A 22,359-nucleotide genomic window follows, 5' to 3' on the forward strand; every position below is an offset into this window, starting at 1 on the left:
GGTGCTAAAAAGAAGGAGAGGAGGAGAAGCAAATTGAGACAAAGAATCTTGACAGCTGTTTTGTCTGTTGCATGGTTATTAACTGGCTGTAGTATCCATCAAATGGGAAAGGAAGAGAAAAATTTGGATGCCTTGAGACCGGATAATATGGAAGCTGCCACTTCTGATTATTATACAGAATTGTATCGACCTCAATATCACTTTTCAACCCCTTCAGGAAATTTAGCTGACCCTAATGGACTCATCTATTTTGAGGGAGAGTATCATCTGTTTCATCAAAAAAATGGTAATTGGGCACACGCAGTGAGCAGGGATTTATTACATTGGGAGCATTTGCCGATTGCGTTAGAACATGATAACCTAGGGCAAGCATTATCTGGAAGCACTGTGGTGGATTGGAATGATTCCACAGGATTTTTTGATGGGAAAGCCGGATTAGTTGCCATCTATACAAATACAGAGGGAGGAGAATCCCAAAGTATTGCTTATAGTAAAGATAATGGGAGAACATGGGAAAGATATAAAGGAAATCCGGTTATCCCCAACCCAGGAATAAAGGATTTTCGCGATCCAAAAGTATTTTGGCATGAGAGTACTAAAAAATGGGTAATGGTTGTTTCGACAAATCAAAGTGTGACGTTTTATCGTTCTGATAATTTGATTGACTGGGAGTTTCAGAGTCAATTTGGGGATAAAGAGGGATCTCATGCAGCTGTATGGGAATGTCCTGATTTATTCGAATTGCCTGTAGATGGTGATGAGAATAATAAGAAATGGGTATTGCAAGTTAGTGTTGGAGATAATGAAGAAACAAATGGATCAACTGCTCAATATTTTATTGGAGAGTTTGACGGAACACAATTTATTAATGATAATGCGCCAGAAACTATTTTGACAACAGATTTTGGGCAAGACTTTTATGCAGCTCAGTCCTTTTCTGATATCCCGGAAAAAGATGGCCGCCGAATATGGTTAGGCTGGATGGCGAATTGGAGATATCCTTATCAATCGCCGACGGAAGCATGGAAGGGATCTATGTCAATTCCACGTGAACTGCATTTGAAAACAGTTAAGGATGGAAGTATTAAGTTATTTCAAGAACCGGTTAGGGAGTTAGAAAGTTTACGTGTTAATCATATTGCTATTGATCCTATGGAGGTCAATGGGGAGCAGTCAATTCCTGATTTTTCTGGTACCACTTATGAATTTGAAGCTGTGCTGGAATGGGAAAACATTGAGGAATTCGGTATTCGCGTTCGACAATCAGAGGACGAAAATACGGTTATAGGTGTAAATACGTTAAGTAAAAAACTATTCTTAGATAGATCTCGTGCTGGATTAGAAACGTTATTGGATCGAAATGGGAATCCATTTCAATTTGGCAATAAGCATACAACTACTTACCCTGTTGAGGAGAAACGAATAAAGATAAGAGGATTTGTTGATGAATCATCTGTTGAGGTGTTTATAAACGACGGGGAATATGTCTTTACGAAATTAATCTATTCCCAGCCTACGAGCAACGGAATAGAGTTATATACAAAAGGTGGTAGTATGAAGGTTGTTTCACTAGACTTTTATCCTTTATATTCAACCTGGAGAGAACGCCCAAAGGAAAATGAAGTCGAACGTATAGTAGTAAGTTCGGAATATTTAACTATTAAAGAAGGGGAAATCAAAACTATTAAAGCGATTTTAAAGCCAGATTGGATTAAGAGCAGTTCTCCTTTTAGTTGGGACAGCGCTGAACAAGACATAATCGAAATCACGAAGTCTGATGACGAGGAGAAGGGTATTTCCATTAAAGCATTAAAGCCAGGAGTAACAAGCATACAGGTTAAGCATCCAGAAACGAAAATTGCAAAGGAAATTAGAATAAGGGTAGTAAAATAAAAGGGAATGAAAGTATTATAAAGTATGTAAGAGCACTTTTCGCAAAAAAGGAAAAGTGCTTTTATATGGATTCTAAATAGAGTGTATGGAGCATTTTGTTTACAAATAAGATTCTTACACGTAAGAAAAAATGTCATCACTCCTGGGGGAGACCATACAGTAGATATGGAAAAAGAAAGCTGGCAATTAATGAAAAAGGATGTCGTTTCTCTGTCTGAAGAAAGAATGCCCAAATCCATTAATCAAAGTGTGTAATCGTCATATTCTTAAAGATTGCTGTCCCGCCATCTGAATACAATGTGATGGCTTGATCATCTGCATGAGGGAATATTAAATTCGATTGCACAACCTTCCCATCATCTACAAAAACCTCGATACTACTTTTATCAACAAGGATCTTTAAATGTACTTGTGTTTGTTCAGCGGGAAAGGGTGCTGTACTTTCTGAATGTGTATTCTGCTGATCTGGATGTTCGGTCAAAGAACGATTTACATATGAGTATTTTTCTTTTATAAATATTCCTACATTCACATATCGCTTTTGATCAGAAGATTCTCTAAGTCTTAAACCGACATTATCTAACTCTGTCCATAAGATGTCCGTCTCTAGCTGATAAATTTCTCCTGTCGTCTCTAGTTGCTTTTGGCCGTTTACTTCTATTTCCTTTAGATGATCTTTTGTCTTGGCCAGCTTGTTGTATGCTTCGATTGGTTGGGAAGCTAAATAATAGGAATTTTCCCCATTATTTTTTAATTGAATTTGTCGAACAACAGAATCCATTCCGTTAAAGCCTTCTTGTAATGTTGGGGTATTGTCGGCATAATTCCAATTATTCATCCAAGCAAAAGCATATCTTTTCTTGTAATCATCACTATTGCTTCCATCCTCAAATGTTACCCCAGCATACCAATCCAAACCATAATCAAGCCATTGGGGTTCTGGATGATCAGCTGTAAAATGGTTTCCATCAAAATGACCAATCCAATAAGCATAAGTAGTGGGCTGATTCTTTGTTTTTCCATTTGCGCTCGCACCAAGCACCCATTTGAAGCTCCCATCATTTGTCTGCATATAGTAAAGGTCCGGACATTCCACAATTCCTATATCATTTGTGAAGAAATCACTGAGGTATGTCCAATCTTTCAGATTAGAGGATTCGTAAAAACCAATCTTTGTTCCTTCTGCCATTAGCATTATCCATTTATGATACTCTTTTGACCAAATGATTTTGGGATCACGAAAATCATCGGTTCCAGGATTTGTCATAACAGGCGTATCACTGTATGAAGTGAATGTACTGCCATTATCGAGGCTGTACCACAAGAACTGTTCTTGTTTTTGCTGATTGGCTGACGGCTGAGTGACGATTGCGATAAATGCGCCATATCCAAATCCAGCTGTATTCTCTTTATCAACAACGACAGAACCTGACCAAGGGTCTCCATTTTGATTTGTGTATTTTGGAATGGCAATTCCTTTATCCTTCCAGTGCACTAAATCTTTTGAAACAGCATGTCTCCATTCTGTGCCATTACCGTCAGGATAATCACCATTGTAAAGATAATAGTAATGATAGAAGCCATCTAAATAGATTGGTTTTTGCGGATCATTTTTCCACTTGTCAGGAGTAGTGAAATGGTATTTGGCACGATAGGATTGACCATCAGAAACAACGGTCTTTTCTTGCTGGTCTACTGTTTCAGTAAAAACCTTAGTGATTTGATGCCAAAATAAGAGGATGCCGACAAGTATAATAAGGCATAAGAGAAATAGGACTTTCTGTGTGTGCTTTGCTGGTTTCTTCAAGTAGTATCACCGCGCTTATCCTGTATTTCTTGCTATTGGTAAAAGAGGGTGGGACAAAGCAAAATAAATAATGGATAAAGACGAACAATCTCTAATTTAGTGGTGAATCCAATTCGTTCCATTGCGTTACAGACACTCCTTTTCCGCGGGGAGCAACCTAAGCCTCCTCGGCAAGCCTGTGGGGTCTTAGGCTTTGCTCTATTTCCCGCAGGAGTTGAGTGTCTTCCACTCCATTTCACTCCGTTTTTAAAGAGTATTTCGTTCCAACATTTTTTTCAAAAGAAACTACATGGAGCAGACTGAATACACGGAGACTCCTATGGGAGCTGCGAGAAAGTCCAAGACTCCGCAGGAACGAGGAGGCTTGGCGCTCGCCCCATGGAAAGCGAAGTGTATTCAGTCTGCGGGTGATTACCACATACCTTTTTTCTTCAATAAATAAAAATTCCAAACAATTATACGAATCCTTTTTAGTATGAATGTATAATTGTTCGGGTTATATTAAATTGAAATACTTTTATCCCAACCTCGTTTTTTTATTTATTTATAGTGATTTGACCTTGTTCTAAAATGCTATTTTTTACTACAGAAGTTTTATTGCCTTTAATATTTAATAAAAAGCTTGGAGCAAAAGTGGATTGATGATCTTCAAATAATCCCCTGTTTGTCATATAGCTTGTGACAACTACATTGTCACTGTTCTTTTGTGGAATCGCAAAATGAGCGTAGTTCCATGTAATATCATTTGGATCTAGATTTTGATGTAAGACAATACCTGTTTTGTTTAAAGGTTTATATGGTCCAGTAATAGAATTAGCTACATATCCTAATAGGTAAATATCTTTGTCGTTAATGCCATCAATAGTCATTTTTGATCCTCTAGAACTTGTAAATAGATACCATTTTCCGTCTTTTTCGAAGATATTCGCACGTTCAATTTCATCTGTAACAGTGTTGGAAGCAATTAACGGCTTCATTTCTTTTTTTAGTGTGTAATCATCATTAATCTCAATGATTCCTAATGCACCATTTGCTAGTGTTGCTAAATTCTTTTTCGGGCTTTGTAATAACTGCTCTTTTTCTGTTCTGAAAAATTTAGTGCTGCCCCCATAATAGATTTTATTAAATAATGATTCTTCTCCTTGATAGCCATAATCTGTTCCTGTATTAGCTTCAAATACAAGATATTTATGTCCATTGTCTTCAACGTAGTGAGGATCTCTTAATGTATGGTTATCTGCATAATTTCCACCTGAAAAAGCTTGATCAACTGTTTGATATACAGATCCATCTCCACCATCATAGATGGATTTATGATCTTCCACACCATCAATTTTTAATGTATTTGCATCTAGTTTAGATACATTAACTTGGGCAGTAGTTAATGTTTGTTTTCCAAAAAATCCATGATCAGGATCCCAGCCTTGACGATTCGTATAGAATAAGCGGATTTTGCCATCAGAAGTGAAAGTTGCTGAACCAGACCATTCTTCTGCTTGATTGTTTAAAATAACATCATTGGAAGCATATTTATCGCTGTCTTTAAATACTCTTCCTGCATTTTTCCATGCATCAATGGAATTATCACCAATTTTTTTATAGAACATGTAAATAAATGTATCCCATCCTCTATCTGGATCTCCAGCTAATCCAAATACAATTTGATAGCCATTATATTCTGCAACTGTTCCATCTGCATTTTGTAACGGCCATGTATCCCAGACATCTAAATCAATTAAATTACCTTTTTCATCATAGCCCTTTGCTGAAGGGATGTTTTTAATCGTTGATTCATCAAAAGCTGGCACTTTAAATTTAGAATCGTTTTGTTGTTCCGTCATTTTTTCCATATCGAATCGAGTGATATGTGAAATATCATAAGATTCTTTGTGGTCTAACTTTTCTTTTTGCTTTGCAAAAGCTAGAGACCCACTACCTCCAAATAAAATAGCTGCACCCAATGATACGACTGTTGCTTGTTTAGCAAGCTTGTTCAATTTCATGGTTTACCTCCTAGAATGTGTTAGATGAAACAAAAGATAAGGACAGGGTAGAACTGCTGATTTATAAAAACAAAGCAGCAAATACACCGTGTTTCTAATAAAATTATAGGTTAATCTGGTTTCTGCGCATATGGCATAGATTGATAGAAATCTAGTCTTATATTGATATAAGATAAATCGAATATACTAGAGGATATAATAGAAGAACGGGACCTTCTTCCTTATTTCAAATAGAGAGAATGATTTCTTGTAAAACCAAAAAATCGCTCCCTGCAAAAGGGAGCGATTAGAAGGCGGGAATTAGTGGGAAGATGAAGCGGCAGCCTTTTCCCAAGATTTTTGAAATTCCTGCAGCAATTGATCTCGATTTAGCTGTTTGCCCACGTATAATTGCATAGCTAATCCAAATTCTTCTCGTGCACTATTAGGAAAGGCAAACCAGTTGGCTCTAAGGGTTTTTCCTGTCTGATAGTAGTTCATAATTTCCTTTGCAAGCGGTCCTAGATGGTGTGCCTCTATATGGTCAAAAGCTGGAATGAATTTAAATTGTTCCGTCATAAAGGACTTTCCTTGCTCTGAAAATACCATCCAGTTTAGAAAATTTTTGGCTGCTTTCTTCTTTTCAGCAGATGATTGCTTGTTTACTACCCAATAATTAGAAACGTTAACAGTGATTGCATCAGCTGGTTCCTCGTTAATAGGAATCGGCAGAAATCCAATGTTCATGTTCGGAGATTGCTGATCAATCATTGGCTGAATCCAATTGCCTTGTTGAATCATCGCAGCTTTTCCCGAAGCGAAGAGATCAACTTCTGTATTATAGTCTGTTGTTAGGGGATTGTGGTTTCCATATTTGATGGTAGTATCAAGTAAAGAAATAATATCTAAGAATTTTTGATTGTTCGTAATTTTTGTGGTTCCTTTGTTTAGTTGGTCAATAAATGCTTCAGGATCATCTTGTTGTGCAAATGCAATATTTAAGAGATGATCGCCAAGCTTCCATTCTTCATAATATCCAGTTGCAAAGGGCGTAATACCGGATTCTTCTAATGTTTGTGCTGTAGCCTGTAACTCAGATAATGTTCTAGGAAGCGTATGAATTCCTGCCTTATGAAATAAATCTTTGTTATATATGAATCCATATCCTTCGATATTAAGGGGCATTCCATACACTTTGCCATCCATTGTTACTGGTTTCAAGGTGTCTTTGTACGCATGAGGAATCCATGGTTGATCGGAAAGATCTTCTAAATAGTCACTCCATATTTTCACATTGTCATACCCAGTATTTGTAAAAATATCAGGACCATTATCCGCTGCAATTTGGGCTTTCAAATCAGCAAGATCATCAGCAGCACCACCTACAGTGTGAACCTGAATATCTATATTTGGATGTTCGCGTTCATATGCCATCACCATTTCTTCAAATTGGGTAGAAATTTCTACTTTTGGATTTCGGATAGTTAGTGTGATGCGTTCATCGGCTGTTTTTCTTTCGCTTGAGTCTTCTTCTGATTTTGGCTGACAAGCTGAAAGTGCAACAATCAACAATCCTGCAATAAGCCATGTGAATGTCCACTTTGTCATAATTTCACTCCTGCTATTTCACTCTCATTTATTATTGATGGTGTATCTACTTTGCGTCCAACGTTTTCTGACAGTTTCTGTACTCAAATGGCGTTAAACCAACCATTTTTTTAAATAATTTTGAAAAGTACTTTTCATCTTGATAACCGAGTAATAAAGCAATTGCATAAATGTTTTCATCTTTTTCCCGAAGCAAGTATTTAGCTCTCTCGATTCTCAGCTTCATAATATATTTGGATAAAGGCATGCCTGTTTGCTGTTTGAATTTTCTAGAGATATGCTCGCGACTTAAGAAAAATCGATTAGAAAGTTTTTCTAAACTTAATTCTTCCATATAATAAGTATCCACATATGAAACAATATCCTGCATTCGCTTGGCATCGTCTATATCATTTAAACGGTGAATCGTCCGGTAATTTTGTTCTTCCACTGCCTTTTGCATCGATTGATAAGACTCATGGATTTTTCCTAACGATAGAAGGGACATTCCATTTACGATTCGGATAGGGATATCGAATTGCTGAATAATCCATTCTTCAACAGACAGCCATTGTTGGCTAGTGGTAATTACTAAGCAAAGGCTATGATCATGTTGAAGGGTAAAAGCATTTCCTATTCCTTTTTCGATAAGTTGATCGGCAAGTAATTGGATATATGGCTCAGAATGGTGCATCTGATAAAAAGAAATAAGCGTTAGTTCATACTCAACTGTATCGGGAAGACTAGAAGCAAGCTCTATTAAGTCAAATTCTTCTCCCATACAGGCTTGTGTAGCCAATTGATTCAAGCGCAGTCTTTTGGCGTCTTCTAAAACACCTGCATCTTTATTCTCGGTTATCCATGATTGTACTGCTTTTGATAGAGTATTGTTTAAAGATTCAGCTTCAATCGGTTTTAATAAATAATCAAAGCTGCTGCACTGGATTGCTTTTCGCATATAGGTATAATCGTCAAATCCTGTAATCAGAATAACCTTACCAGGATAGGAAATGGAATCTAGCCACTCAATTATTTCTATTCCATTCATTTTCGGCATCTTCACATCTGTAAAGATAATTTCCGGTTTTTGTTTTTTGATGATTTTTATTGCTTCTTCTCCATTGCTAGCTTCTAAGATGGTCGTAATTCCGTGTTTTTTCCATTCACCAATATAGCGAATAACATATCGTACATTAATTTCGTCGTCTATAATAAGAACTTTCAAATTGAATGAGCCTCCTCGAAAAGAATGGTTCGCAATGATGAAACCTCTATATTAATTTTGCATCGGGATATATAGCTTTACGATAAATCCTTGTCTCTCGTTTGTAGCTATCTCTAAACCTGCTTTTGATTCGTAGTTTAGAAGAAGACGGTCATGTATATTTTTTAAACCAATATGCTCGTGAGAAAATTCGCCAGCATAAGGAGCACGATAGATATTACTCCTTAAAGTCTCCAGCTCTTCTGCTGATAAACTTGAGTAGTCATTTTCAACAATTAGATATAAAAAATCCTCTTTAATTTCGCCTGTTATGTTTAAAGAAGAATCAAAATAGCCTTGTTCATAGCAATGTTTAAAGTAGTTCTCTACAAGTGGTTGGAGTATCATACTAGGGATTTTTATCCCTTGGATTGCTTCACTTATCTGAATAGAGTAGTTTAGCTTACTGCCAAAACGTTCCCGTTGCAGTGTTAAGTATGCTTTTATATAATCCAGTTCTTCACGAATTAGAACCCACTGATCTGCTCGGATAGAGTATCTCATCATTTTTGATAAGGATGTTACAAGCTGATAGATTTTAGGAGAGTTATTTTGCAGCGCAACTGCTCCAATGGATTGAAGAGCATTAAATAGAAAGTGAGGATTCACTTGAGATTTAAGTGCTCGTAATTGATTTTTTCTATTCTCAATCTCCAATTTGTATTCCCGATCAATATGGAGATTTATACGCTCCAACATTTCTTTCATATGCTTTTCTAGATGACCAATTTCGTCTTCGCGGTTGTCGGTAAAAGGAATATTTAAATTTCCTCCTTTAATAGAAAGCACCTTTTGGCTGAGCACTTTAATAGGACGTGATATATAATAGGCAAGGATGCTGATCATTAATAGTCCTAGTACCCCCACCCCTATCCCAACCAGTATGTTAGTGTAAGCGGTTTGTCTAGCATCATAAAATAATCTATCACTAGGTGTCACCTTTACGATTTTCCACTGATGAAGTGGTTTTGATAATGTTTTAGATAAGATAATATCATTGCTTTTATCCTGGCTGGCATGAAGGAATTTCTCATCTGCTGTTTTTCCTATTAGGGAATGAACATTTGTATACATTACAATATCATGTTCATTAAGAAGATAAATGGAATCACCTTTATCCTGTAATAGATTCCTGCAAATCTGTGCATACTTGTCTAGATCCATATCAATTGTAATAACCCCAAGAAATTCTTTGGATAGAGGATCCAGTATTTTATGATGGATAGTCATAACCTCTGTTTTGTCTGATTCAGGTATAATCGCGGCATTATTATAGTTTCCAATCGTATGGGGAGGCTCTATTAAAAAACGTGAATTTGAATGAATTAGCTCTTGCATGGAGTCTAGCTTCATAAAATCATTTTGCGGTTTTCTTGCGCTGATCATCCCATTATAAATAGTGAATGATTCTTTATTCTTATCCAAATAAAAACGAATTTGGCGGATTTCGGAACGCATCAGGAAAAAAGTTTCAATATTTTCTTCCATAGCAATTGGATTAAAATAAATGGAATCTTCATAGCCATTAGTGAAAATCCGAAAAAAGTCTGGATTTCTATATAAAATATAGGGAAGGTTAATCATATCGTTAAAATATTGTTCTAGTTCTTTGGATAATTTATCTAATTGTTCTTTGCTGTTTTGCAGTTCATGCTGTTCGACACTATCCTTTGTATATCCATAAATAATTAAAACCGTTAAAAAATAGGGCAGGATAATGAAAGCAAGAAGCATAAAAAATAAACGGCTTTGAATGCTTTTCATATTAAGAAGTTCCTTTCTTTCCATTAATATCATTATCTAGCCTTAAAAAAATTTAGTAGTACTCAATAAACCATTTCTTTAAATCTAAATCTTTTTTTACAAATAAGTCAATATACATAGATGGAAAGAAAGCTAGGAGATATTTTTGGCGTTTTATCCATTAAACCGCTGAATGGCATCGCTTACTAATGATAGTGGAAGCGATAACAAAAAGAACAAAATTGAATCGATGGCACTAGGGACTATATCTTCATTACGAAATTTAGGTAATTATCATTAAATATTGTCATACTATCTATTATTTCGTTACATTCAAGTCAAAATAAGGAAAATTAAATGTTCATTTATGAGATTGGATAACTAAGGAGCATCTTCCGTTTGCATTTTGGGATGTTAATTGCTGATTTAATGTAAAAAGAGTGTCACAGCTGATATGCTTTGACACCCTTTTTGGCTGTTTACTTTTTAAACTCATTCAATCTTTCGTATGTCTCTAAGAGAAATTGGTAAAATAGTGATTCTGTTGGAAGTAGTTTGCGATGACTTGGATAAATAACCCCAACGGTTCTCGTCAGATTAACATCTGAAAGGGGAATGACGCAAGTAGAACGTGGTGTGTTATCCACCAATGTCATTTCTGGCATCAAGGCTACTCCTAACCCGGCAGATACTAATCCTTTCAGTGCATCTATGTCTTTTCCTTCAAATGCAATCTGTGGAGAAAATCCTGCATCATGACATGCTTTAACCACTTGGTCCCTGAATACGAATCCTTCTGGTAAGACACAGAAGGGATCATTCTTTAAATCTTTTAGCTGTAACTCTTTTTGATTGCTCAATGGATGATGAAGAGGAAGTAGGGCAACAATATTTTCTGTAAATAATGTAGCACCGTTAATTTTATCCTCCTTTTCTCGGTTTGGCATTGGCGCAATCATTGCCAAATTAAATTCTCCATTAATAACTCCATCGATAAGGTCATAATACAGGGCGTTGCTCATATGGAATTTTGCTTCTGGATATCGGGTACGAAAAGAATAGATGATAGAGGGAAGCGTATGAGCAGCCATGCTGATAGGAAAGGCAATTCTAACTGTCCCTTTTTCCGGATCAAGGGATTCCTCCACTTCTCTTTTGGCGTCTTCCATCATACTCCATATTTGTTTCATTCGCTCAAAAAAAACTCTTCCAAGGGGTGTTAACTTCACGCTTCTTCCTTCACGGATAAAAAGCTCGACCCCTAATTCTGCTTCTAAATTGAAAATTTGTCGACTTACAGAGGATTGGGCCACATGCAAAGCATCGGCAGCTTCTGTAATATGTTCCCTTTTGGCAGCTTCCAAAAAATACTGTATTTGTCTTATTTCCATGTCTGCACTCTTTTCCATTCATGCGTTTAACGCATGAATTCAATCCGAAATTAGTATTGTACCTATTAATTATAAAATTATAAAATAAAAACAACTTTTAGAAAAGAGAATATTCTAACATTAATTTATTATAGGGGCTGAAAAAGGATGAAAGTGCTGGATAAAAAAGAAGAATTTCAAACGCAAACGGTGAAAGATTACATTAATCAATTAATAAATCAAGTGAAAGAACGTAATCCTCACGAAAAGGAGTTCCAGCAGGCAGTTAAAGAAGTCCTCGATTCTTTAGTTCCTGTACTTGAAAAAAATCCAACATATATTAAACATGCTGTATTAGAAAGAATGCTTGAGCCAGATCGACTAATTAGCTTTAAAGTCCCTTGGGTAGACGATAATGGAAATATAAAAGTAAACCGCGGCTATCGTGTCCAATTTAATAATGCAATTGGACCATATAAAGGAGGACTAAGATTTCATTCTTCTGTTAATGCCAGTATTATTAAATTTCTTGGATTTGAGCAAATCTTTAAAAACTCATTAACCGGTCAGCCCATAGGCGGCGGAAAGGGCGGTTCTGACTTTGATCCGAAGGGGAAGTCTGATTTCGAAATAATGCGTTTTTGTCAAAGCTTTATGACTGAACTTAGTAAGCATATCGGTCCGGATATCGATGTGCCTGCTGGAGATATCGGAGTAGGAGCAAGAGAAATTGGCTATATGTTTGGACAATATAAACGATTAAAAGGTGCTTATGAAGCAGGTGTCTTAACTGGAAAAGGAATCGGATATGGTGGAAGCTTAGGGAGAAAAGAAGCAACTGGATATGGCTTAGTGTACTTTGTGGAAGAAATGCTGAAAAGTCAGGGACTAGGTTTTGAAGACAATACGGTAGTAGTTTCTGGCTCGGGTAATGTATCGATTTATGCGATGGAGAAAGCGATACAGTTAGGGGCTAAAGTGATTGCTTGCAGCGATTCCGGCGGTTATGTGTATGATCCAAATGGAATAAACCTTGATACGGTGAAACAATTAAAAGAAGTGGAAAACAAAAGAATCTATGAATATGTGAATAGACATCCTGATGCTATCTACGAAGAAGGATACACAGGTATTTGGACGATTCCATGTGATATTGCCCTGCCATGTGCAACACAAAATGAACTGAATAAAGAATCAGCTGAAAAATTAATTGCCAATGGAGTAAAAGCAATAGGCGAGGGGGCAAATATGCCTTCTACTCTTGAAGCAGTCGATACCTTTATCGAGCATAAAGTATTATTTGCACCTGCCAAAGCAGCAAATGCAGGCGGGGTGGCAGTCTCCGCTTTAGAAATGGCCCAAAATAGTGCACGAATAGCTTGGACGCAAGAAGAGGTAGACAAGAAGTTACAAGCAATTATGAAAAATATTTATAGTAAAAGTATCCAAGCATCTGAGGAGTATGCAGCGAAAGGAAACCTAGTTGCAGGTGCTAATATAGCAGGTTTCATTAAAGTAGCGGATGCTATGATAGAACAAGGGATTATATAAGAAATTTCACATAGAATGTTATTTTATAGAGTTTAGAGGAGAGAATCAGTATGTTGCTGCTTCTCTTTTTTTATTGAAAAATCCTACTTGGATAAGGATTTATATGTTGGTTCTTTAGGAGAGAGGAAAATCTACATAAACTTATTGTTTTCATTTTCGTTTGAAAACCTATAAGTCTCTATGGAGAACTTTATGGAATTGATTGCTATTATTATTACAACAATACGAAAGGTTTTAATTGAAAATTTTTTCTTATTGAAAAAATCGTGTGAGACTTTCTGACAAGAAACAGATTTTATTATTTTACTCATGTTACAATTGTCCCAACATTCAGAAAAGGAGATTGCAATATGAAAAAATCACATCCTATCCTTGTTATCTTTTTATTCTTTTTAGGCTGGGTATTTATGTATGCAGATCGTAATATTCTATCACCAGTCATGGGAAGCATTGGAGAAGAATGGAACTTAAACCAAACCGAACTAGGGTTAATGGCTACAGTATTTTTTGCTGCCTATGCTTTTATGCAAATCCCTACTGGCTTTTTGGCAGATAAATTTGGGCGAGTAAAGGTGTTAGTAATTGGCTTTATCGTTTTTGGCGTTGGTACCTATTTAAGTGGTGCTTCCACGACGTTTGCGATGTTTTTAATTATGAGAGCAATTACTGGTTTAGGAGAAGGTACTTATTATGGTTCACAGTATGGTATCTCTTCTACGATAACCCCAAAGAAATATCGCGGCTTAGTATCAGCCATTATTAACAGTGGAATGGCTTTTGGTATTTCGTTAGGATTTATGTCGTCCAGTTATTTTACCTACACATTAAATAAAGGCTGGCAGTTTCCGTTTTATGTTTTTGCAATCCCTACCGTTTTGGTTGCTATTTTAATAGGCATATTTGTTCGTGACAATTCACATAAGGAGAAGAAAGTAGAATCTGAATATGAAAAAGTCGAGATGAAGAAAATTTTCACTAAAAATCATATTTTTGTATATATCTTAATCTTTTGTTCCTTATATGGTTTTTTCGGTATGCTGACATGGCTTCCTTATTACTTACAAACAGCAAGAGACATTGAGGCCTCCCAAACTGGGATTATTTCTTCTTTAGTGCCTTGGGCTTCCATTCCAGGTGCCATTCTATTTGGCTTCTTGTCTGATCGCATTAAAAGTAAAAAGCCGCTCATTATCGCGCTGGCATTAGCTGGAGCAATTTGTCAATTTGCAATTCCTAATACAGACAATTATTCCTTGCTGATTGTCGGATTATGTTTATATGGTTTGCTTGGAAAATTAGCGCTGGATCCAGTATTAATTTCATATATGGCAGATATTACTCCAAAGTCTATGTATTCAAGAGTTTATGGATTCTTTAACTTTAGCGGGATGCTTTCTTCTATATTTGCGCCATATATTACGGGGTATTTCGCTGATAAAACTGGCAGTCTAGAATTCGGATTTTATCTAGCCGGCGGGTTATTAATCATTGGTGCCATATTGTTTATATTTACAAGCGATAAAGGGAAAGAAGACAATAAAGCAGCGATTAATGTTGGACTTAAGGAGGAAATAGTAAGTTGAATAAAGTAATAGTAGGCACAGAATCAATGATTGTAAGTCCACATTATTTAGCTTCACAAGCAGGTGAACAAATTCTCCAAAAGGGAGGCAATGCATTTGATGCTGCTGTTGCTGTGAGTGCTTGCTTAGCTGTAGTATATCCGCATATGACTGGTCTTGGGGGAGATTCTTTTTGGCTGACTTATAAGGAAAAGACAGGGAAAGTGCGTACTTATAATGGAAGTGGGAAGTCAGGAGCGGCTGTTACAAGAGAAATGTTTAAGGGAAAAGAGAGCATTCCTTTTCGAGGAATAGAAAGTGTTCTAACTGTTCCTGGCATGGTGGATAGCTGGGATGCTATCTTAAAAGAATATGGAAGCATGACTCTTGCAGAAGTCTTACAGCCTGCTATTGAATATGCAGAAAAGGGATTTCCTCTTTCTAATGATCAATATGAAAATACGGTGAAAAATGAGGGACTTTTAAGAAATATAGAAGAAACTGCGGCTGTTTTTCTGCCAGATGGAAAGGTTCCAGAAAAATTTTCTCGGTTTGTGCAAAAGAATTTAGCGAACACGTTAAAACAATTAGGAGCGAATGGAAGAGATGATTTTTATAAAGGAGAACTGGCCAACAGAATTATTTCTGGTTTGCAGAAAAAAGGCAGCTATTTAACAATAGCAGATTTTGCCGCACATAAAGGGGAATGGAGTGAACCGCTTGCTAGTACCTATCGCTCTTATACTATGTATCAGGCTCCTCCCAATTCACAAGGCTTTGTGGGACTCATGATTTTAAATATATTAGAAAATTTCGATTTTTCATCCATTCCGTATGAATCCTATGAATATTATCAGCTAATAATAGAAGCAGTGAAACGAAGCTTTCAAGACCGGAATGAGCATCTGACAGATCCGACATTTCATGACATTCCATTAGAGCAGCTATTAAGCAAAAAGTATGCAAAGGAGATGGCGGATTCCATCTCATTAGAATATACAGCAGATTATACTTCGCGCCCTGTTGGAAGCGATACAGCCCATGCCGCTGTTGTGGATAAAGATGGGAATGCTGTTTCTTTTATTCAAAGTCTATATTTTGAATTTGGTTCTGGTGTGGTTGCAGGAGATACGGGGATTACTATGCAAAATAGAGGGTCATTTTTCTCACTTGATCCTGATCATGTCAATACATTGGAGCCAAATAAGCGGACATTCCATACTTTGATGCCTGCCATGGCTTTTAAAGAGAATAAACCATATGTGTTGTATGGTACACAAGGCGGGGAAGGCCAGCCGCAGACTCAAACTTTGATGATTACGAGAATGCTTGACTATGGACTTGATCCCCAAAGAGCAATAAGTGAGCCACGGTTTGTATGGGGGCGTACATGGGGAGAAAAAACCGAAGAGCTAAAAATAGAAAACCGTATTTCGGCAAATGTTTTGGAAAAGCTGCAAAAGGCTGGTCATACCGTAAACCGAGTAGAAGCATTTGACGGAATTATGGGGCATGCAAATGCTATTTTGATCGATGAACAAGGATTTTTATATGGTGGTGTCGACCCAAGAAGTGATGGAGCTGCCATAGGAAAATAAGTAATCAAGAGTTTATGACTAAGAGTGAACTTAGAGTTTAGAAGGAAAACTTTGAATTTTATTGATCTTATTTTTTATAGTAAAATCTTGTTATGATCGCTAGGATAGGTTGCGAAATTATAGGATAAAAAAGAAAGGATGCCGTTTTGATCTCGGCATCCTTTCTTTTTATTCTGTTTTGAACCTTGCTATTTCAGCTTCTGTTGTCTCAATCAATGTAGTGAGAGAATCAGCATATTGTTTCACTTCATCTGTAGAAGCAGATTGTTCTTCCATAGAAGATAAGATTACTTCTGTAGAAGCAGTTGTTTCTTCTGAGGAAGCAGAGATTTCATTAATCATGCCACCTACCACATCTTTTTGCACATCGATTTCATGGATTGCATGATTCGCTACTTGAATATCTTCCACAATTTTTTCTAAAGAATTAGTGATTTGATTAATGGAATCAGTAACGTTATTTACCGCATCTTTTTGCTGTTCACTAATCGTATTTGTTTCCTTCATCATTGTTACAGCTTGAGCAGTATCTTGGATAACAGAGTAAATAATATTTTGAATATGTTCAGCAGATTCCTTCGATTGTTCTGCTAAATTTCGTACTTCATTTGCTACTACTGCAAAACCACGTCCGTGTTCACCAGCACGTGCAGCCTCGATACTTGCATTTAAAGATAGTAAGTTAGTCTGTTCAGAAATTTGCTTAATAACCTCAGTAACTTGGGAGATGTTTTTAGATTTATCACTTAAATCATTAACAATGAAAGCAACCTTTGATAATGAGCTTTCTAAATTTTGATACGAACTTTCTAAGTTTGTTACATTTGTTCTTCCAGACCCCACTTCTTGATGGGCATCTTGCAGGGAAAATTCCATACTTTTTGATTGTGCCACCAATCGATTAATTGTTTCATTTAACTCTTGAATGGCCATGGAGCCTTTTTCAACTTCTGAAGATTGCTGGCTATTGGCAGTAGCTATTTCTTCTATTGAGCTTGTAACTTCTGCAATGGAAGCACTATTTTGAGAAGCAATTTCAGTTAAACTTTGGGAAGTCTCCTTCACTTTAGAAAAATCAGTTTGGATTTTTTTCGTCATATGTCGAATATTTACTAACATCGTATTAAAATTTTTAGAAAATTCACCGATTTCATCATCGCTATTAATAGCCAAAGAAACGGTTAAATCCCCTTTGGAAGCTTTTTCTGTTGCTTCATTAAATTTGCGTAAATAGTTAAGAATCATTTTGGAAAGGTAGTAAGCAATTATGATACCAATGATTAAACCACCTGCACTAGTGCCTAATCCAATCCATGTAATACCTTTTAATTTCTTGGAAATCACACTATCTGCTGTCACTGAAACCACTTTCCAACCAGTCTCTTCAATCGTTGAAGAATTTACTTGATAAGAAGTACCTTCAAAGGATGCAGTTGTATCCACTGTATCTTTATCGTATAAGGAGTCTACCCAATTAAATTCTCTTTTAAAGGCTGCTTTATCTTTCACTACATCTTCTACATCTTTAATTTTTCCACTCTGTTGAATGGAAAGATTTTTTCCATTTGCGTCCAAGAAGGAAGTGACTACAACCCCTTGATTATCCAAAACCAATAATTTATTTTCTTTTCCTTTTTGTAACTGCTCTCTTAAATCACCAATAGCATCTAATGAAATATCGTATCCTAATACCCCAATAAGCTGACCATTCTTTTTTACTGGTGTGATAACGGAAGTCATCATATCGCCTGTAACATTATCTTTGTAAACTTCCATCCAGTGGGTTGTATCTGCTTCTTTTGTTTCTTTAAATGCTCTCGTATCTAATGCATTCCCAAAATCAACCCATGGAGCAATATCCATTCTGCCTGATTCAGCATCAATAAAATAAGCAGCAACTAGTGATTCATCATGAGACTTTGTATTCTCTAACAATTGAAGAATCGTTTCATTTTCTCCTTTATCGTCATACAAACTGGCAATATGTAAAGAAAGCTCTTCTACTGATTTTTCATGTTTACTTAAAAAGATTTGGATGCTTTTAGCTGAACTAACGGCAGATGCTTCGTTTTCTTCTTTATAAACATTTTTTAAAGTATTGTTAGAATAACCATAGTAGAGAGAAGAAGATCCTAGGATAGTAATTAATAGGGTAAGACCAATAATTCCGATTAATTTAACACGTATTGATTTTTTGCGAGTTGTCTTTTCTTTGTTTCTCATCGTTGAAAATTCCTTTCTTCTTTGACAATAAAACTATTAAGTTGTTTTGCTGATATTCAATTAAAAGATTGATGGAATGGCTGCAGAATTAATCTATTAATCTCGAAGGCATAGTTTTCCTATTAAGAAATGACCATTTGGTATGAAATGAGAAGTATAAAATCACTTCAGGTCAATTGCCTATATTTGTAGATAATTTAGAACCATTTTTGAAAAATCCTTTAATGTTAAAAAAATTCTATTTTATAGAAATATATAGTGCATTACTCCTTTCTATATAATCCACAATCGGAAAAATTAGTTCTATTGTATCAAAAATAAAGAAGCATAATGGGGAAAATTTCACGATTTTTAGTTTGGGACTTTGTCAATGTGATTATACGTAGGGCTGTGGTCTAAAAGAAAGTTAATTAATAAAATTGGAAATATTTTGGTTTATAATTAGAAAGAATTTAATAAAGTTTAGTACTGAAGAGAAAAAATTGAAAATCTCATAGCTTAATTACCATTATCTAGTACAATAATAGTAGCGAATTAGTACCTATTTTATATGAAAAGTAAAGCGGCCTATCTAGGTTTTCTTCCAAATATTAAATGAAACTGGATTTTTTAATTGATTAATGGAAGTAAGTAAAGAAATAATAAAATATATACTAGTAATTTCACAAATTTTTTTAGCTCATTTTTGTTGACTACAATTGTACTATCATTCATAATAACCCTAAAATGTTAAAAATTATTTTAACTCTGTTGGAGGTTTTTTAAATTGTATACTATCAGCAAAGAAAAAGTAAGAACACATATGAGAAGAAAAGGGATAGCCACCCAAAAACAACTAGCTGAGCATTTAGGGATAAGTAAAAATCAATTATCAATGTTACTTTCCCCAAACTTTAATCCAATAAAATCAAATGCAATGAAACTATGTGGGATACTAGATGTAGACTTTGAGGAGATTATTGAATCCGAGCAATTTGAATTACCTTTAGAAACAGATACTTTAATGGAGCAATCCCAAGATGAAGTAGCTATTAATGTTTTTGACTACGAAGGTCATGATTATGTAGATATAAAAAATGTTAAAAATTCGAGAGCGTATTCTGTTGTAGAGCTTTTTGCTGGAGCAGGAGGCCTTGCTCTTGGGCTTGAGAAAGCTGGGTTTCATTCTAAAGGTCTTGTAGAAATTGATAAATATGCGTGTCAGACTCTTAGAAAAAACAGACCAAATTGGAATATAATTGAAAAGGATATTATTGATGTAGCTGAGCAGGGAATCAGAAATTTTATTGATCTTCCTATAGGTGAACTTGATTTACTTTCAGGGGGGTATCCTTGTCAAGCTTTTAGTTATGCTGGAAAGAAAATGGGTTTATCTGATACAAGAGGAACAATGTTTTATTATTATGCTCAGATATTAAAACAATTACTCCCTAAAATGTTTTTAGCAGAGAATGTTAAAGGATTACTAAACCATGATAACGGTAGAACTTTCTCTTTAATGTTGAAAGTATTTTCTGACATTGGTTATACTGTTAAATGGAAAGTTTTAAGAGCATTAGATTATAATGTAGCTCAAAAAAGAGAAAGATTAGTAATGGTAGGGATTAGAAATGATCTTGTAGAAAAATATGATTTTCTCTACTGCCTTCCTCAGCCATATGGCTACGAACTTACTCTAAAGGATATTCTAAAAGATGTACCTAAATCTGAAGGAGCTAAGTATCCTGAATCCAAAAAAAAGATATTAGATCTTGTACCTCCAGGAGGGTATTGGAGAGATCTTCCTGAAGATATTGCAAAGGAATTTATGGGAAAGAGCTATTACTCCGGAGGAGGAAGAACAGGAATGGCTAGGAGGCTTTCATGGGATGAGCCATCATTAACATTAACTTGTTCTCCTGCACAGAAACAAACCGAAAGATGTCATCCAGATGAAACTAGACCATTTACTGTTAGGGAATATGCTAGAATTCAGAGTTTTCCTGATAGCTGGGATTTTGACTGTTCTATGAATAATGCCTATAAACAGATTGGTAATGCTGTACCTGTAAATATGGCTGAAGCAATAGGATTATCAATTGTTAATGTACTAAATCAAGTTAAGTAATTGTATCCGAAATGTACCTGCTGCTTCATAAATAAAATATTGTGCTACTAACCTAACTATACATTTAAACAAATTTTAGTTGGCAAATTTCAGATAGCCTGAAAAAGTATAAGGAGTATAATATACAAAAATGGGATAATACATCAATAGTTATCCCATTTTTATATTTTATGTATTAAAGATCATACTTACTTTTTTCCTCAGCAGCAATTTTCTTTTCAATGACAGGTTGCAGATTAGTAGGTTTTAATGTTTCCTCAATTTCTTTGGCTAATTCCTTAATTACTGTCTCAATCATCTCAGATCCATCAACTTCAGAAGCAACATCCCCAATTGCGTCTGTTAGCTTTTGATAAAAGTTTAATTCGCCAGTTAGTCTATACCAAAATTCCTGCCCAATTATTACCGGATACTCAATATTTATTTTTTTATAGTGGGCACTTAAATCTTTTGGTGTGCCATAAAATACACCAACAATTAAATCATCAAAACTAATACTCAACTTATTAGTTCGTGCTAGGTTTTTAACTGCTTGAAAATGGCCTTTAATTGTTTCGATATCATCCTTATTAATTGTATTTGGGCCTGCTTTGATTTGACAATATTTTTTCCTTCCATCCACTTTATCAAAAAATTCTATATCAATACCTGAAGTTGTAGATGCAAATCCCTCTAATACCTCACTACAGAATTTCTGTAATTTGTCACCGAAGATTGTATTAATAGATGTACCTAATGCTCTTGGATAGACTAGAGCCCTAGCAATACTTTCAGGATCATCATTTCCTGTTAAGAAACTTGCTTTATACTTATCCAAAAAAGGATTGAGATTGAAAGTTTTTAATCTCTTAAGTTTTAATGTATTAGTTTTGTGGCTAGGAACTATTTCATTTTTAAAAAAATCTCGTGCTTTCTTTATAATTTGATTTAAATCATCTTCGTTTAGCTTACTTTGCTCCATATTCGATTCCTCCCAACACGATGAACAAGTCATTATTACTTTCTTAATTATCGTGTTTTAGTTAAGTAACAAGTGATTTTTAAGTCATTGGATGTTTATTATATTTAAATTTACAAATGTAATGATATATTTAGACAATAAATTAAATAAGATATATTTGTGGTTATTGTCTTTTTTGGGTATTTGTAAATATGAATATGTCTTATGAACTATTTAATCAAATTAACCACTCCTAGAATATTTCCTTTTTATTACTTTAATACTAAAATAGAAAGAGTCATAATTCAATAGGAAGAGATTTAGATGAATAAAAATTGGTATAATTATATAAAATTTTAACTTTGTTTGCGCTTCCTTCTAAGAAGTAAAAAAAGGACGCGAAGGAAAGGTTGAGCTATATGAAAATGATCTACTGGTAATGGAGAAATATAGAATATAAAGTGAAATTAAATGATATTTACATAAAACTTTTGGAAAAAGATATCCAAATGTACTATTATTCAGTTGATAGAGAAGTCTAATGAGATTAAGTAGTGATCAGGGCACATACACAACTTGCGTAAAGATATATTTGGGAGAAAATTCTTTTCATTAAAGATTACAAATTGCTTTTTCTCATAAAAGATAAGATTAATTGAAAGTATACGTGGGATAATAGGGAGTATACTTCCATTTAAGTTTGATATAATTGATTGAGGAATTTTATGGTAC

Annotated in this window: 13 protein-coding genes; 5 read left to right on the forward strand and 8 right to left on the reverse strand. The window is 35.2% G+C overall.

Going from position 1 to position 22,359, the window contains the following annotated elements:
• Positions 1–33: 33 nt before the first annotated feature.
• The gene (locus NSQ89_RS04605; RefSeq protein ID WP_341132300.1) at positions 34–1,893 is read left to right on the forward strand and encodes a glycoside hydrolase family 32 protein; all 1,860 of its coding nucleotides are present in this window, start codon (positions 34–36) and stop codon (positions 1,891–1,893) included.
• A gap of 238 nt (positions 1,894–2,131) precedes the next feature.
• On the opposite strand, the gene NSQ89_RS04610 is transcribed toward NSQ89_RS04605, so the two are convergent.
• From NSQ89_RS04610 to NSQ89_RS04635, 6 genes are all read right to left on the reverse strand, one after another.
• Positions 2,132–3,700: a glycoside hydrolase family 32 protein gene (locus tag NSQ89_RS04610; protein WP_341132301.1), complete on the reverse strand. Its 1,569-nt coding sequence runs from the start codon at positions 3,698–3,700 to the stop codon at positions 2,132–2,134.
• Positions 3,701–4,236: 536 nt separating this feature from the next.
• A complete protein-coding gene (locus tag NSQ89_RS04615) occupies positions 4,237–5,703 on the reverse strand; it encodes a glycoside hydrolase family 68 protein (RefSeq protein ID WP_095257843.1) in 1,467 nt (488 codons plus the stop codon).
• Between the two features lie 300 nt (positions 5,704–6,003).
• The gene (locus tag NSQ89_RS04620) at positions 6,004–7,290 is read right to left on the reverse strand and encodes an ABC transporter substrate-binding protein (RefSeq protein WP_341132302.1); all 1,287 of its coding nucleotides are present in this window, start codon (positions 7,288–7,290) and stop codon (positions 6,004–6,006) included.
• 46 nt (positions 7,291–7,336) lie between these two features.
• Entirely contained in the window at positions 7,337–8,494 is a 1,158-nt protein-coding gene (locus NSQ89_RS04625; protein WP_047941439.1) for a response regulator transcription factor, read from the reverse strand.
• A gap of 51 nt (positions 8,495–8,545) precedes the next feature.
• Entirely contained in the window at positions 8,546–10,297 is a 1,752-nt protein-coding gene (locus tag NSQ89_RS04630) for a cache domain-containing sensor histidine kinase (RefSeq protein ID WP_341132303.1), read from the reverse strand.
• A 458-nt stretch (positions 10,298–10,755) separates the two neighbouring features.
• Positions 10,756–11,667 (reverse strand): LysR family transcriptional regulator, encoded by a 912-nt coding sequence (locus NSQ89_RS04635; protein WP_016204111.1) that lies wholly within the window; start codon positions 11,665–11,667, stop codon positions 10,756–10,758.
• A gap of 147 nt (positions 11,668–11,814) precedes the next feature.
• Between NSQ89_RS04635 and gdhA the strand changes: the two genes are divergently transcribed.
• The 3 genes from gdhA to ggt all read left to right on the forward strand — a co-directional run bounded on the left by gdhA (position 11,815) and on the right by ggt (position 16,357).
• Positions 11,815–13,197: an NADP-specific glutamate dehydrogenase gene (gene gdhA, locus NSQ89_RS04640; RefSeq protein WP_061800233.1), complete on the forward strand. Its 1,383-nt coding sequence runs from the start codon at positions 11,815–11,817 to the stop codon at positions 13,195–13,197.
• A 350-nt stretch (positions 13,198–13,547) separates the two neighbouring features.
• A complete protein-coding gene (locus NSQ89_RS04645; protein WP_341132304.1) occupies positions 13,548–14,780 on the forward strand; it encodes an MFS transporter in 1,233 nt (410 codons plus the stop codon).
• Complete coding sequence (ggt, locus tag NSQ89_RS04650) at positions 14,777–16,357, forward strand: gamma-glutamyltransferase (protein ID WP_341132305.1); 1,581 nt, start codon at positions 14,777–14,779, stop codon at positions 16,355–16,357. The genes NSQ89_RS04645 and ggt overlap by 4 nt, the downstream gene beginning before the upstream one ends.
• Positions 16,358–16,525: 168 nt before the next feature.
• Here the strand turns inward: ggt and NSQ89_RS04655 are convergent, their stop codons facing one another.
• Positions 16,526–18,580, reverse strand: coding sequence for a methyl-accepting chemotaxis protein (locus NSQ89_RS04655; protein ID WP_095257837.1), 2,055 nt, complete (start codon positions 18,578–18,580; stop codon positions 16,526–16,528).
• A 766-nt stretch (positions 18,581–19,346) separates the two neighbouring features.
• Here NSQ89_RS04655 and dcm point away from each other — a divergent pair.
• On the forward strand, positions 19,347–20,687 hold the full coding sequence (dcm, locus tag NSQ89_RS04660) for a DNA (cytosine-5-)-methyltransferase (RefSeq protein WP_303981795.1): 1,341 nt from the start codon (positions 19,347–19,349) through the stop codon (positions 20,685–20,687).
• 175 nt (positions 20,688–20,862) lie between these two features.
• Here the strand turns inward: dcm and NSQ89_RS04665 are convergent, their stop codons facing one another.
• Complete coding sequence (locus NSQ89_RS04665) at positions 20,863–21,648, reverse strand: PmeII family type II restriction endonuclease (protein WP_341132306.1); 786 nt, start codon at positions 21,646–21,648, stop codon at positions 20,863–20,865.
• Positions 21,649–22,359 lie beyond the last annotated feature (711 nt).

The sequence above is a fragment of the Niallia sp. FSL R7-0648 genome (genome assembly GCF_038007005.1).
Taxonomy (GTDB): Bacteria; Bacillota; Bacilli; order Bacillales; family Cytobacillaceae; genus Niallia; species Niallia circulans.

Coding starts and splice junctions, on each gene's coding strand:
- NSQ89_RS04655 (WP_095257837.1), bottom strand. CDS start 18,580: ATGAGAAACAAAGAAAAGACAACTCGCAAAAAATCAATACGTGTTAAA.
- NSQ89_RS04635 (WP_016204111.1), bottom strand. CDS start 11,667: ATGGAAATAAGACAAATACAGTATTTTTTGGAAGCTGCCAAAAGGGAA.
- NSQ89_RS04615 (WP_095257843.1), bottom strand. CDS start 5,703: ATGAAATTGAACAAGCTTGCTAAACAAGCAACAGTCGTATCATTGGGT.
- gdhA (WP_061800233.1), top strand. CDS start 11,815: ATGAAAGTGCTGGATAAAAAAGAAGAATTTCAAACGCAAACGGTGAAA.
- NSQ89_RS04645 (WP_341132304.1), top strand. CDS start 13,548: ATGAAAAAATCACATCCTATCCTTGTTATCTTTTTATTCTTTTTAGGC.
- NSQ89_RS04620 (WP_341132302.1), bottom strand. CDS start 7,290: ATGACAAAGTGGACATTCACATGGCTTATTGCAGGATTGTTGATTGTT.
- NSQ89_RS04630 (WP_341132303.1), bottom strand. CDS start 10,297: ATGAAAAGCATTCAAAGCCGTTTATTTTTTATGCTTCTTGCTTTCATT.
- NSQ89_RS04665 (WP_341132306.1), bottom strand. CDS start 21,648: ATGGAGCAAAGTAAGCTAAACGAAGATGATTTAAATCAAATTATAAAG.